Annotated in this window: 11 protein-coding genes, 1 tRNA gene and 1 pseudogene; 9 read left to right on the top strand and 4 right to left on the bottom strand. The window is 66.6% G+C overall.

From position 1 onward, the window contains the following. Window positions 1-16: 16 nt before the first annotated feature. Window positions 17-99, bottom strand: a tRNA-Leu gene (locus ACFUTU_RS13520). A 192-nt stretch (window positions 100-291) separates the two neighbouring features. Between ACFUTU_RS13520 and ACFUTU_RS13515 the strand changes: the two genes are divergently transcribed. Beyond that, window positions 292-1,596: a M20/M25/M40 family metallo-hydrolase gene (locus ACFUTU_RS13515; RefSeq protein ID WP_377965046.1), complete on the top strand. Its 1,305-nt coding sequence runs from the start codon at window positions 292-294 to the stop codon at window positions 1,594-1,596. Window positions 1,597-1,620: 24 nt separating this feature from the next. After that, window positions 1,621-2,781, top strand: a complete 1,161-nt coding sequence (locus tag ACFUTU_RS13510; RefSeq protein ID WP_377965044.1) for an acyl-CoA dehydrogenase family protein — start codon at window positions 1,621-1,623, stop codon at window positions 2,779-2,781. Between the two features lie 72 nt (window positions 2,782-2,853). Here the strand turns inward: ACFUTU_RS13510 and ACFUTU_RS13505 are convergent, their stop codons facing one another. Then, on the bottom strand, window positions 2,854-3,087 hold the full coding sequence (locus ACFUTU_RS13505; protein WP_377965042.1) for a DUF5703 family protein: 234 nt from the start codon (window positions 3,085-3,087) through the stop codon (window positions 2,854-2,856). Window positions 3,088-3,126: 39 nt separating this feature from the next. Here ACFUTU_RS13505 and ACFUTU_RS13500 point away from each other — a divergent pair, with 39 nt between their 5' ends. Next, window positions 3,127-3,390: a hypothetical protein gene (locus ACFUTU_RS13500; protein WP_377965040.1), complete on the top strand. Its 264-nt coding sequence runs from the start codon at window positions 3,127-3,129 to the stop codon at window positions 3,388-3,390. A 5-nt stretch (window positions 3,391-3,395) separates the two neighbouring features. On the opposite strand, the gene ACFUTU_RS13495 is transcribed toward ACFUTU_RS13500, so the two are convergent. Further along, window positions 3,396-4,334: an aldo/keto reductase gene (locus ACFUTU_RS13495; RefSeq protein WP_377965038.1), complete on the bottom strand. Its 939-nt coding sequence runs from the start codon at window positions 4,332-4,334 to the stop codon at window positions 3,396-3,398. 51 nt (window positions 4,335-4,385) lie between these two features. Between ACFUTU_RS13495 and ACFUTU_RS13490 the strand changes: the two genes are divergently transcribed. Both ACFUTU_RS13490 and mshC read left to right on the top strand, forming a co-directional pair. Next, window positions 4,386-5,219 carry an undecaprenyl-diphosphate phosphatase gene (locus ACFUTU_RS13490; protein WP_377965036.1) on the top strand — a complete coding sequence of 278 codons (834 nt, stop codon included), beginning with the start codon at window positions 4,386-4,388 and terminating at the stop codon, window positions 5,217-5,219. A gap of 15 nt (window positions 5,220-5,234) precedes the next feature. Beyond that, the gene (mshC, locus tag ACFUTU_RS13485) at window positions 5,235-6,512 is read left to right on the top strand and encodes a cysteine--1-D-myo-inosityl 2-amino-2-deoxy-alpha-D-glucopyranoside ligase (RefSeq protein WP_377965034.1); all 1,278 of its coding nucleotides are present in this window, start codon (window positions 5,235-5,237) and stop codon (window positions 6,510-6,512) included. 84 nt (window positions 6,513-6,596) lie between these two features. Here the strand turns inward: mshC and ACFUTU_RS13480 are convergent, their stop codons facing one another. Continuing rightward, window positions 6,597-7,502, bottom strand: a complete 906-nt coding sequence (locus ACFUTU_RS13480) for a PAC2 family protein (protein WP_377965032.1) — start codon at window positions 7,500-7,502, stop codon at window positions 6,597-6,599. Between the two features lie 140 nt (window positions 7,503-7,642). On the opposite strand from ACFUTU_RS13480, the pseudogene ACFUTU_RS13475 reads away from it, so the two are divergent. The 4 genes and pseudogenes from ACFUTU_RS13475 to arc all read left to right on the top strand — a co-directional run. Further along, window positions 7,643-8,305 (top strand): annotated as a pseudogene (locus tag ACFUTU_RS13475) (HAD family hydrolase); the annotation flags it as partial. A gap of 79 nt (window positions 8,306-8,384) precedes the next feature. Then, window positions 8,385-9,629: a site-2 protease family protein gene (locus ACFUTU_RS13470; RefSeq protein WP_377965030.1), complete on the top strand. Its 1,245-nt coding sequence runs from the start codon at window positions 8,385-8,387 to the stop codon at window positions 9,627-9,629. Window positions 9,630-9,759: 130 nt separating this feature from the next. Further along, window positions 9,760-10,827, top strand: a complete 1,068-nt coding sequence (locus ACFUTU_RS13465; protein WP_377965028.1) for a tRNA (adenine-N1)-methyltransferase — start codon at window positions 9,760-9,762, stop codon at window positions 10,825-10,827. An 82-nt stretch (window positions 10,828-10,909) separates the two neighbouring features. Then, complete coding sequence (arc, locus tag ACFUTU_RS13460) at window positions 10,910-12,649, top strand: proteasome ATPase (protein ID WP_377965026.1); 1,740 nt, start codon at window positions 10,910-10,912, stop codon at window positions 12,647-12,649. Window positions 12,650-12,676: the final 27 nt, after the last annotated feature.

Genomic DNA, 12,676 nt, shown 5'->3' with positions numbered 1-12,676 from the left:
CGGGGCTTTCCCTTTGTGCGCGGAGGGGGACTTGAACCCCCACCCCCTTTCGAGGACTAGCACCTCAAGCTAGCGCGTCTGCCATTCCGCCACCCGCGCAGGTGGTATTTCGAAGGGCGGCCCCGCCGTTCAGCGGTTCGTTGCTCTCCGAAGCAGCGAGAAAAACTCTAACACGAACTTTCGGCAAACATGGAATCGAGTCGACTGGGTAGGCTGAACCTGGACGTTCCGGCAGCCAAAAGCCGCCTAAACCCGCATGTATCCGCGTTTCCCCGCATCAAGGAGTGATCAATGTCTCACGTTCGGCCAGAGGATGAAGTTGTCACCATCTGCCAGGAGCTCATCCGCATCGATTCATCCAATTACGGTGACGGCTCCGGCCCCGGCGAACGTGCGGCGGCCGAATACACGGCAGGCCTGATCACCGAGGTGGGGCTGGACGCCGAAATCGTCGAATCCGAGCCCGGCCGCGCCAGCGTCGTCACACGGATGGCCGGGGAGGACCCTTCGGCAAGCGCACTGGTGGTCCACGGCCACCTCGACGTGGTGCCCGCCCTGCGCGAGCAGTGGTCCGTGGATCCGTTTGGCGCTGAACTCAAGGACGGGCTGATCTGGGGCCGCGGAGCCGTGGACATGAAGGACATGGACGCCATGATCCTGTCCGTCCTGCGCGACTTTGCGCGCACCGGTCGCAAGCCCAAACGGGACATCGTCTTTGCCTTCTTCGCAGACGAAGAGGCGGGCGGAGTCCACGGCTCCCAGTACGCGGTCAAGCACCGGCCCGAACTCTTCGAAGGGGCCACGGAGGCGATCTCGGAAGTGGGCGGTTTCTCTGCCACCATCGGCGGCCAGCGCACTTACCTTCTTCAGACGGCTGAGAAGGGCATCTCCTGGCTGCGGCTGGTGGCCCACGGCCGCGCCGGCCACGGGTCCCAGATCAGCACCGACAACGCCATCACCCGGCTCGCCGCAGCGGTGACCCGCATCGGTGAGTACGAATGGCCCATCGAGCTGACGGCCACCACCCGCCAGTTCCTCGACGGCGTGACAGAGCTGACCGGCGTCGAATTCGACCCCGACAATCCGGAGCGGCTCCTGAAGGAACTGGGCACGGTGGCGCGCTTCGTGGGGGCCACGCTGCAGAACACTTCCAACCCGACCCTCCTCAGGGGCGGCTACAAGCACAATGTCATTCCCGAGTCCGCCGAGGCGCTGGTGGACTGCCGCACCCTTCCCGGCCAGCAGGAGCACGTCCTGGAGATCGTCCGGGAGCTTGCCGGCAGCGGCGTGGACGTCAGCTACGTCCACCAGGACGTTTCCCTCGAGGTGCCCTTCTCCGGCAACCTCGTGGACTCCATGATCGACGCCCTGCACTCGGAGGACCCCGGCGCGAAAGTCCTGCCCTACACACTGTCCGGCGGAACCGACAACAAGGCCCTCAGCAAGCTCGGCATCACCGGCTACGGCTTCGCACCGCTGCAGCTGCCGGATGACCTCGACTTCACCGGGATGTTCCATGGCGTGGATGAACGGGTCCCGGCGGAGTCGCTGAAGTTCGGGGCACGCGTCCTGAACACGCTGCTCACCAACTACTGAGGCCCGGTGGAACCCTGGAGGCCCATGGAACCCGAACAGCTGCTGCCTGACAGCCTGCTGGAACGGCTCCGTGGAAGGGCCGCAGAGTACGACCGGCAGAACAGCTTCTTTACCGAGGACCTTGAGGAACTCTCCGCCGCCGGGTACCTGAAGATGTTCGTGCCGGAGTCCGACGGCGGATGGGGCCTTGGCCTGGAAGCTGCGGTCCGCTGCCAGCGGAGGCTGGCGACGGCGGCACCGGCTACCGCACTGGCCGTCAACATGCACCTGGTCTGGACGGGGGTGGCACGCGTCCTGGCCGCGCGCGGCGACGCCTCCCTGGAATTCGTGCTGCAGGAGACCGCCGCAGGGGAGATCTTCGCGTTCGGCAACTCGGAGGCCGGCAACGACTCCGTTCTCTTTGATTCGCTGACGGAGGCAAGGCCCCTTCCCGACGGCGGGTACTCGTTCACGGGGACCAAGATCTTCACGAGCCTTTCGCCGGCGTGGACCCGGCTTGGCATCTTCGGCAAGGACGCCGGCGCCCGCGAGGGCGCCGGCGAACTGGTGCACGGCTTCATCCGGCGTGACACTGGCGGCTACCGGATCTTGGAGGACTGGAACACTCTGGGCATGCGCGCCAACCAGTCAAACACCACACTCCTCGAAGGCACCATCGTTCCGCCGGACCGCATCTTCCGGAAGCTTCCGGTCGGGCCCAACGCGGACCCGCTGATCTTCGCGATCTTCGCGTGCTTTGAGACCCTGCTGGCCGCCGTCTACACCGGCATCGGGGAACGTGCCCTCGTCCTCGCCGTCGAGGCCGCCAAGCGCCGCACATCGTTCAAGAACGGCGGCCGCAGCCTGGCCCGGGACCCGGACATCCGCTGGAAGGTGGCGGAGGCCGCCCTCGCCATGGATGCCCTGTACCCCCAGCTGTCGGTGGTGGCCGGGGACGTGGACCGCCTGGCGGACCACGGCAGCCAGTGGTTCCCCAAGCTCGTGGGCGTGAAGCTGCGGGCGACGGAAACGGCCCGGACGGTGGTGGACCTTGCCATCCGGGTATCCGGCGGCTCCAGCTACTTCAGGGGATCCGAAATTGAGCGCCTGTACCGCGACGTCCTGGCCGGCATGTTCCACCCCTCGGACGACGAGTCGGCGCACAACACCGTCGCCAACGCGTGGCTGGGTCCGCTCGAAGACTGACCGGGCTGCTAAGAGGGCGGCACGGCAGTGGGCGCGCTTCATCACAGTGCGCGCCCACGTGGCCGGAGCGGCCTAGACGGTGCGCTGCACCTGGGTGACGCGGCGGCGCAGCCAGAAGCGCCTGCCGCCGCCCACATACAGCCTGCTGCGCTCGAGTTCCCACTTGCCGTACTCGGAGTGTTCCACGAGGCGGCGCCGGGCTTCGGGCAGGGAATCCTCAGGACCGACGGTCACTACGAGGTACTCGTATTGCCGGGCGTAGTCCCGTTCCCGCAGGACCGAGCTGGTCAGAAAATGTTCCTTCATTGCTCTCCATTTTCGTCCTTTTCCCGCTAACGTGAAGGCATGAGCATCGATCCGCGTGTCGCGCTTCAGTCCTTGACCGCCGCCTTGGAAGAACACCTTGCAGCCGCCTCAGCCCGCCGCGGGGATGGTGACCCTTCAGTGGAGGCAGCATTTTTTGCAGTTGCCGATGCCTTCGAAGTCTACGAGGACGCCCTGTATGAGGCCTACAACGAAGTGACGCCGCTGCAGGTTTTCGATGACGAGGAAGACGAGGACGAGGACGAAGAAGCGGACGACGAGGATCTGGAGATCGTCGAGGAGTAGCCCGGCTAGACCTGCGTGCTGGAGACATCCTCCAGGGCACGTGCAATTTCAGCCGGCAGCGGCGTGAGCTGGGCGTCCAGGATTTCCTTGAGCTGGACCGGCGTGCGCGCGCCCACGATGGCGGTCGCCACGGCGTGACGTGACAGCAGCCAGCTCAGCGCAACATCGAGGGAAGACCGTCCCAGGCCGCGGGCGGCCATCGCAACAGCCTCGACCACCTGCGACGAAGGCTGCTCCAGATAGGGCTCCACGTAGGTGGCCAGGCGCGTACCGGCCGCCCGTGAATCCGCCGGCACGTGGCCACGGTACTTGCCGGTGAGGACTCCGCGGCCCAGCGGCGCCCAAGCCATCAGCCCCAGGCCGGCATCTTCGATGGCCGGCACCAGCTCCGCTTCCGGCTTGCGGCGCAGCAGCGAGTACTCCGACTGGTTCGCGACGAGCGGGAAGCCGGCGATGGCAGCGGCCTTGGCGGTCTGCCAGCCGTTGTAGTTGGCGATTCCCGCATAGCGTGCCCGTCCGCTGCGGACGGCGAAATCGAGCGCCGACAGTGTCTCTTCGAGCGGGACGTTCGGGTCCCACGCCTGAGCGAACCAGAGGTCCACGTAGTCGGTTCCGAGCCGCGCCAGGCTTGCGTCGAGGCCGGACAGCATCGCGTTCCGCGACGCATCCACGCGCTGCCGGCCCTCCGACGGCGACACGCCGGCTTTGGTGGAAATGACCACTTCCGTGCGGGAGACGACGTCACCCAGCATCGACCCCAGCATGGCCTCCGCCTGGCCGTCAGCATAGGAGGCAGCGGTGTCCACGAGGGTCCCGCCGGCGTCCACGAACGTGCGCAGCAGCTCGGAGGCATCCTGTTCATCCGTTTCACGGGACCAGGACATGGTGCCCAGGGAGAGGGAGGAGGCGCGTAGGCCGCTGTTGCCGATGTAACGCTGCTGCATAGCAGATAGCTTACGGGGAAACCACCCGCACCATGACGTAGGGTCGTTAGCGTGAACTGGATTGAAGCGGCCCTGCTGGGTCTTGTGCAGGGACTGACCGAATTCCTACCTATTTCATCGAGCGCCCACCTCCGGATTGTGGGTTCCTTCCTGCCGAATGCGGCTGATCCGGGGGCGGCCTTCACCGCCATCACACAGCTCGGCACGGAGACTGCCGTGATTGTCTACTTCTGGCGTGACATCGTCCGGATCATCAAGGCCTGGTTCGGTTCGCTGAGCGGCCGGGTTCCCCGCCAGGACCCGGACGCCCGCATGGGCTGGCTGGTGATTCTGGGCAGCCTGCCCATCATCGTCCTGGGCCTGCTGTTCCAGGACCAGATTGAATCAGTCCTCCGCAGCCTGTGGATCGTGGCCACCATGCTCATCGTCTTCGGCCTGATCCTCGCCGTGGCCGACGCCGTCGGCAAGCAGGACCGGGACCTTTCCAGGCTGACCTACAAGCACGGCATCCTCTACGGCTTCGCCCAGGCCATGGCCCTGATCCCGGGCGTTTCACGCTCCGGCGGCACCATCACGGCCGGGCTGCTCATGGGCTACACGCGTGAAGCCGCCGCGCGCTACTCCTTTCTCCTTGCCATTCCCGCTGTCTTCGGCAGCGGCCTCTACCAGCTGTTCAAGGTGGCAACCAAGGACGGGGTGAGCGGCCCCTTCGGTCTGGGGGAGACCGCTCTGGCAACCGCGATTGCGTTTGTCGTCGGCTACGTCATCATTGGCTGGTTCCTGAAGTTCATTTCGACCCGCAGCTACCGGCTGTTTGTCTGGTACCGCATCTTCCTGGGCCTCGCCCTGTACCTGCTCCTCGGTTTCAATGTCATCAGCGCCTAGCACTAGGCTTGGTCTGTGAAATCCTGGATCTCCCGCCCCGTGCCTGTCCTGCCGGGGGAAATGCCCGCGCTCCGGCTGTTCGACACCACCGCGGACCGCGCCGTGACCCTGAATGCCGACGGCCAAAAGTCGATGTATGTCTGCGGGATCACGCCGTATGACGCGACCCATATGGGCCATGCCGCCAGCTACGTCGCGTTCGACCTGCTGAACCGCGCCTGGCGTGACGGCGGCCAGCAGGTTGCGTATGTCCAGAACGTCACCGACGTCGATGACCCGCTGCTGGAACGTGCCGAGGCCACCGGCGTCGACTGGCGGGAGCTGGCCGAGAGCCAGATCGAGCTTTTCCGCACTGACATGGAAGCCCTCAACGTCATTGCGCCGGATCACTACATCGGGGCCGTCGAAGCCATGCCGCTGATCGTCCCTGCCATTGAACGCCTCCTGCACCAGGGCCTGGCCTACCGGGTCAACGGCACCGCGGGTGAGCCCGACGGCGACGTCTACTATGACGTCGAGGCCGCCGGCAAGCACGCCGTCGGCGTCGAGGCCTGGACACTCGGAGCGGTCTCCGGACTGCCGGAAGCCGAGATGCTGGAACTGTTCGCCGAACGTGGCGGCGATCCCGGCCGCGCGGGCAAGCGCCAGGCCCTCGATCCGCTGCTCTGGCGCGTAGCGCGCGACGGCGAGCCCAGCTGGCCCGGCGGTGAGCTGGGGGAGGGACGGCCAGGCTGGCACATCGAGTGCACCGTCATCGCCCAGAAGTACCTGCCCGCGCCTTTCACGGTGCAGGGCGGCGGCTCGGACCTGGTCTTCCCGCACCATGAGATGGGTGCCGGGCACGCCTACTCACTGTCCGGCGTTCCCCTGGCCGAGCACTTCGCGCACGCCGGCATGGTGGGGCTGGACGGCGAAAAGATGTCCAAGTCCAAGGGCAACCTGGTCCTGGTCTCCCAGCTGCGCGCTGCCGGCGAAGAACCGGCAGCCATCCGCCTGGCCATCCTGGCGCACCACTACCGGTCCGACTGGTCCTGGACGGCGGAAGGTTTCGAGGAGGCCAAGACGCGCCTCGAAACCTGGCGTGCAGCATTGGCTGCGGCGCCGGCCGGAACCGCCACCGGGCTGATCGGGCAGATGCGCGAAGCCCTGGCCAACGACCTTGACGCCCCCGCCGCGGTGGCCGCCGTCGACCGGTGGGCGGAGACTGCCCGCAACAACGCTGGCAACGCGTCCGAAGCAGACCGAACCCTGGTGCGCGACGCCGTGAACGCGCTTCTCGGCGTCGAACTTTAACGGCCACTTCGAGGGTTCCCTGCCCACTAGACGTTCGGCAACGTCGAGCGGGAAGGGAACCGTCGAAACGGCGGAGCCGACTTCTTAGGGCTTGTCCTTGCCCCGGCGCTTCAGGTAGCGCTCAAACTCACGGGCAATGGACTCACCGCTGGCCTCGGGAAGATCGGCCGTGTCCTTCGCTTCCTCCAGCTGCCGCACATAGGCGGCGATTTCGGGATCCTCGGTGGCCAGTTCATTGACGCCGCGCTCCCATGCCTCGGCCTCTTCGGCCAGCTCGTGTGTGTCGAGCGGCACCTGCAGCAGTTCCTCGATCCGGTGCAGGAGCGCCAGCTGCGCCTTGGGTGACGGCGCCTGGGCCACGTAGTGCGGCACGGCTGCCCAGAGCGAGACGGTGGGAATGCCGGCGAGCAGGGAGACCTCGGACAGCACGCCCACGATGCCCACGGGTCCTTCGTACTGCGACGCCTCCAGGTTCAGCCGTTCCCGCAGCGCACTGTCGTCCGTGGACGTGCTGACGGGAATCGGGCGGCTGTGCGGCACGTCCGCGAGCAGCGCGCCCACCAGGACCACGTAGTCGACGTGCAGCGCCTCGGCGTGGACCAGGAGTTCCGCCGTGTAGGCCCGCCATTTGTAGGACGGTTCGGTTCCCTGGATGAAGATCACGTCCACGTTGGTGCCGGGAGCGCTGGCCTTGTAGATCCGGGTGGAGGGCCACTTGATCTTGCGTTCACCGGAGGCGGTGCGGCGGACGGTGGGCCGGGTGAACTGGAAGTCGTAGTACTCGTCAGCGTCGATGGACGCTACCTTCTTCCCGCCCCACAGCTTGTTGAGGTAACGGAGCGCATCACTGGCGGCTTCCCCCGCGTCGTTCCAGCCCTCGAACGCAGCCAGCATCACGGTAATGCGCTGGCCCTCGGGAACAGGCTGCAGCAACTGCTCCGCCTCAGGCGCGGTGCCCGGCTCGTTGGTGTCTCCGTCGAAGCTATTCATTCCCTCACCCTACGTCCACAAGCATTGCTGTTGCATAGAGCGAACCGCCGCAGATCCGGAAGCGGCACTGATATTCGCCGACGGCGTACGCCCGGGGACCGCGTCAGGGCGCCGCCGGGCGGCCCGGTACAGTGGAAAGCATGGAATCTGCCGCCGCTCAGCCCTTGCTCAAAGCCGTTTTATGGGACATGGACGGCACCATCGTCGACACCGAACCGTACTGGATCGAAGCCGAACACAACCTTGTCGAGTCCCACGGGGGGACGTGGTCCCACGAACAGGCCATGCAGCTCGTGGGCCAATCACTGGACCATTCCGCCGGCATCCTGCAGCGCGCCGGCGTGCGCCTGGAGGTCCGCGAGATTATCGATACCCTGACCGCCCAGGTAATCAGCCGGGTCCGGGAGAACGTGCCGTGGCGTCCGGGGGCCAGGGAATTGCTGGATGAACTTTTCGACGCCGGCGTGCGTTGTGCCCTTGTGACCATGTCAGAGGCACCGCTGGCCCGCGAGATTGTGGCGAGCCTTCCCCGGCCCTACTTCGAGTTCCTCGTTACCGGCGACACCGTGACCAGAGGCAAACCCCACCCGGAGGCTTACCTCAAGGCCGTGGGCCTGCTGAAGCAGCAGGACGCCCACCTGACGGTCGACCACTGCGTGGCCCTTGAGGATTCGGCGCCCGGCGTCGCCGCCGCCGTGGCCTCGGGTGCCGTCACCGTGGCCATTCCGCACCTCGTTCCGCTGCCGGACGACGCCCGCAGGACCACCTGGGACTCCCTCGCGGACCGCACAGTGGCCGAGCTGGAGGAGCTGGTCAGGCTCCGCCTCGGCGCCCGCGAACCGGCGGCAGCCCTCCAGAACCTCAACTAAGGAGCCCGGAAACGTGTCTGATCCCGCGGGATCCGGTCAGCAGATGCCAAACCCCCAGCCGCCGGGCCAGCAGCCACAAGGTCAGCCGGCCCAAGATCAGCCGGCACAGGGCCTGCCACCGGCTGGCCAGCAGCCACAGGCCAGCCGCAGGGAGGGTATCCCGCTCGGCAGGATCGCCGGCATCCCCATCGTGCTGGCCTACTCGTGGTTCATCATCGCCGCCTTCACCGTGATCGTCTACGGGCCCGTCCTGCAGCATGGCACCCCGTCCTTGGGCATCGGGGCCTACTACGTGGCATTCGCCTACGCGCTGCTGCTCCTGCTGTCAGTGCTCGTCCATGAGCTCGCGCACGCCCTGACGGCCAAGATCTACGGTTGGCCGAGCGAGAAGATCGTGCTCAACCTCTGGGGCGGCCACACCCAGTTTGAAAGCTTCACCGCCACACCCGGGCGCTCCGTGCTGGTAGCCATGGCAGGCCCCGCGGCCAACTTTGTGCTCGCCGGGGCGGCCTGGCTGGTGATTTCCGCCGGCGGACTGTCCGGCGTGGCGGACACCCTCCTGAACATCTTCTTCTGGGCCAACCTCGTGATCGGCATCTTCAACGTGCTGCCCGGGCTGCCCCTGGACGGCGGCCGCCTGGTGGAATCTGCCGTGTGGAAAGCCACCGGCAGCCACGCCAAGGGCACCGTCGCGGCGGGCTGGGGCGGGCGCATCATCGTTGTTGCCCTGGGGTTTTGGTTCCTTGTCCGTCCGATCCTTCGCGGGGACGTCCCGGACACCAGCATGCTGCTCATCACCATCCTGGTCGGCGGTTTCCTGTGGATGGGTGCGTCAGCGTCGATCCAGCAGGGCCGCCTGCGCTCCAGGCTCCACCTGGTGAGCGCCGCAGCGCTGGCCGAACCCGCCGTCGGCCTTCCGGAAGCGGGGAGCGTCAGCGACGTCCTCCAGGCATCAGCAGGGGGACGGCCCGCCGTCGTGCTGTGCGCTCCGGACGGCCGGCCCAGCAGTGTGGTGGACCCCGCGGCCCTGGCCGCCGTGCCGGCCGCCGTGGCCGGAACCACCCCGGCCGGAGCGGTGGCCTATCCGCTCGGCGCCGGAGCCTACGTGCCCGAATGGTCAAAAGGCCAGGAGCTGCTGCAGTACCTGGCCCAGCTTGAAGGACACGACTACGCGGTGGTTGACCACTATGGGCGGGTCACCGGCCTGCTCCGGCAGTCCACCGTCGTGACCGCCATAACAGGCAAGGCGCCCCGCTAAACACGCCCCCGCCCGGCGGAAACCGGTAGAGTTACGTGCCGGTCGTGAAATCGGCAGCAGGTGCACGGCGCCCTGCCCGGCCGCCAGGGCGCACCCCAACACAGCCTTTACAGGAGCGAGGAACACAGTCATGAGCAGCGAATCTGCCGCCAACGCAACCAGCACGGGCCTTTCCTCCGGCACTGCAGCCGGCACGGCGGGCCAGCCGGTGGGGGCTGCCCGGCGCCGCGGGCCCTTCCGCGAAGGCGAGCGGGTCCAGCTGACGGACGAGCGCGGGCGCATGAACACTATCAGCCTCGAGGCCGGCGGTGCCTTCCACACCCACCGCGGCTTCCTCAACCACGACGACATCATCGGCAAGGTTGACGGGTCCGTTGTTGTCAACAATGTTGGCCAGCAGTACCAGACGCTGCGCCCGCTCCTCTCTGACTTCGTCCTCTCCATGCCCCGCGGCGCAGCCGTCGTCTACCCGAAGGATGCCGCACAGATCGTCACGATGGCCGACATCTTCCCCGGGGCCAGGGTGGTCGAGGCCGGAGTGGGTTCGGGTGCGCTCTCCATTTCGCTGCTGCGCGCGGTGGGGGACCAGGGCTACCTGCACTCCTTCGAACGCCGTGAGGAATTCGCCGCCATTGCCCGCGGCAACGTCGAAACCATCTTCGGCGGCCCGCACCCGGCCTGGCAGATCTCCCTCGGCGACTTCCAGGACGAAGTGGTCCGCACCGAAGAGCCCGGCTCCATCGACCGTGTGGTGCTGGACATGCTGGCTCCGTGGGAATGCCTCGACGCCGTGGCCACCGTCCTGGCGCCCGGCGGCGTGTGGATCAATTACGTTGCCACCGTCACCCAGCTTTCACGCACCGCCGAGGCCATCCGCGCCGACGGCCGCTTCACCGAACCGGACGCCTGGGAATCCCTGGTCCGCGGCTGGCACCTCGAAGGACTCGCCGTGCGCCCCGACCACCGGATGGTGGCGCACACCGGCTTCCTCCTGGTCACGCGGCGGCTGGCCGACGGCGTAACCGGCATCTCCGTCAAGCGGCGCCCCTCCAAGACCGACTTCAACGAGGAGGACGTCAACGCCTGGACGCCCGGTGCCGTGGGCGAACGCCAGGTCTCGGACAAAAAGCTGCGCCGTGCGGCGCGGGACGCCATCGCGGGCACCAATGTGAAAGACGACCCGGAGATCACAAACTAGTCCGTATTTCGGATGTCGTCAGCTTTCCTCGCCGACTTGGGGCTATGGTCTTAATAGAAGCGCAGGAAGGGGCTGATGCATCATGGAGAACAATGACTCCGTGCCTACGCCGGCTGAACAGGCGGGCGCCAACGAACTGTCTGTCGCTGACCGGCAGGTCAATATCCTTCGGGACAAGCTGAGGCATATTGACCGGCAACTGGCAGCCGCCACGCAGAACAACACCAAGCTCGTGGCGATGCTCGAAACGGCCAAGGCCGAAATCCTCCGGCTGAAGAACGCCCTGGACCAGGAGGGACAGCCGCCGTACAGCTTCGGCACCATCCTCCAGCTGAACCCCCGGCGGCAACCTGCCGGCAGCGGCCAGGCGGCCACCGAGGAATCGGTGGACATCTTCAACGCCGGGCGCAAAATGCGGGTTGGCATCAGCCCCCTGGTCAACATCAACCAGCTGGCGGTCGGCCAGGAAGTCCTCCTCAATGAGGCCCTCCTGGTGGTGGCCGGTTTGGGCTACGAACGCGCCGGCGAACTCGTCACGCTCAAGGAGCTTCTGGGTCCGGACCGCGCCCTGGTGCTGGGCCGCGCCGACGAAGAGCGCGTGATCCGGCTCGCCGGGCCGCTGCTGAACGAAAAGCTCCGGGTGGGCGACGCCCTCTCCATCGATTCCCGCACCGGGTATGCCCTGGAAAAGGTGCCCCGGTCCGAGGTCGAGAACCTCGTCCTGGAGGAAGTCCCGGACATCACGTATGAGGACATCGGCGGCCTCGGCCCGCAGATCGAACAGATCCGGGACGCCATCGAACTGCCGTTCCTGCACCCGGACCTGTACCGCGAACACGGCCTCAAGGCGCCCAAGGGCATCCTGCTCTACGGCCCCCCGGGCTGCGGCAAGACCCTCATCGCCAAGGCCGTGGCCAACTCCCTGGCAGCGCGCGCCGCGGAACGCTCGGGCAACATCGACCTCAAGAGCTACTTCCTCAACATCAAGGGCCCTGAACTCCTCGACAAGTACGTCGGCGAAACCGAACGCCACATCCGGCTGATCTTCTCCCGGGCCCGCGAAAAGGCCTCGGACGGCAGCCCCGTCGTGGTTTTCTTCGACGAGATGGATTCGCTGTTCCGCACCCGCGGCACGGGCATCTCCTCCGACGTCGAAACCACCATCGTGCCGCAGCTGCTAAGCGAGATCGACGGCGTGGAGCGGCTGGACAACGTGATTGTCATCGGTGCCTCCAACCGCGAGGACATGATCGACCCCGCCATCCTCCGCCCCGGGCGCCTGGACGTGAAGGTCAAGATCCACCGTCCCGACGCCGAGGCCGCCGCGGACATCTTCAAGAAGTACATCACTCCGGACCTGCCGTTCCACGTGGACGACCTCGAGGAGCACGACGGCGACGTGCAGGAGACGGTGGACGCCATGATCCAGCGGACGGTGGAGGCCATGTACTCCACCGAGAAGTCCAACGAGTACCTCGAAGTCACCTACGCCAACGGCGACACCGAAATGCTGTACTTCAAGGACTTCAACTCCGGTGCCGTCGTCCAGAACGTCGTGGACCGGGCCAAGAAGTACGCCATCAAGGACCTCCTGACCACCCAGCAGAAGGGCCTGCGGATCGACCACCTGCTCCGCGCCGTCGTCGATGAGTTCCGCGAGCACGAGGACATGCCCAACACCACCAACCCGGACGACTGGGCACGCATCTCCGGCAAGAAGGGTGAGCGCATCACGTACATCCGCACCATCGTCCAGGGCAAGGCCGGCCAGGAGCCCGGCAAATCCATCGAGACCATGCCCAGCACGGGCCAGTACCTGTGACGGCCGCCTCCGACTCAGTGCTGGGAG

It is taken from the genome of Arthrobacter sp. NPDC057388 (assembly GCF_042668165.1).
In the GTDB taxonomy this organism is placed as follows: Bacteria; Actinomycetota; Actinomycetes; order Actinomycetales; family Micrococcaceae; genus Arthrobacter.
Note: the sequence above shows the minus strand (reverse complement) of the source record. Positions and strands in the feature narration are given on the sequence as shown.

Bases quoted from the DNA above. Each gene is read 5' to 3' on its own strand.
- ACFUTU_RS13515 (WP_377965046.1), top strand. From the start codon at position 292: ATGTCTCACGTTCGGCCAGAGGATGAAGTTGTCACCATCTGCCAGGAG.
- ACFUTU_RS13510 (WP_377965044.1), top strand. From the start codon at position 1,621: ATGGAACCCGAACAGCTGCTGCCTGACAGCCTGCTGGAACGGCTCCGT.
- ACFUTU_RS13505 (WP_377965042.1), bottom strand. From the start codon at position 3,087: ATGAAGGAACATTTTCTGACCAGCTCGGTCCTGCGGGAACGGGACTAC.
- ACFUTU_RS13500 (WP_377965040.1), top strand. From the start codon at position 3,127: ATGAGCATCGATCCGCGTGTCGCGCTTCAGTCCTTGACCGCCGCCTTG.
- ACFUTU_RS13495 (WP_377965038.1), bottom strand. From the start codon at position 4,334: ATGCAGCAGCGTTACATCGGCAACAGCGGCCTACGCGCCTCCTCCCTC.
- ACFUTU_RS13480 (WP_377965032.1), bottom strand. From the start codon at position 7,502: ATGAATAGCTTCGACGGAGACACCAACGAGCCGGGCACCGCGCCTGAG.
- ACFUTU_RS13465 (WP_377965028.1), top strand. From the start codon at position 9,760: ATGAGCAGCGAATCTGCCGCCAACGCAACCAGCACGGGCCTTTCCTCC.
- arc (WP_377965026.1), top strand. From the start codon at position 10,910: ATGGAGAACAATGACTCCGTGCCTACGCCGGCTGAACAGGCGGGCGCC.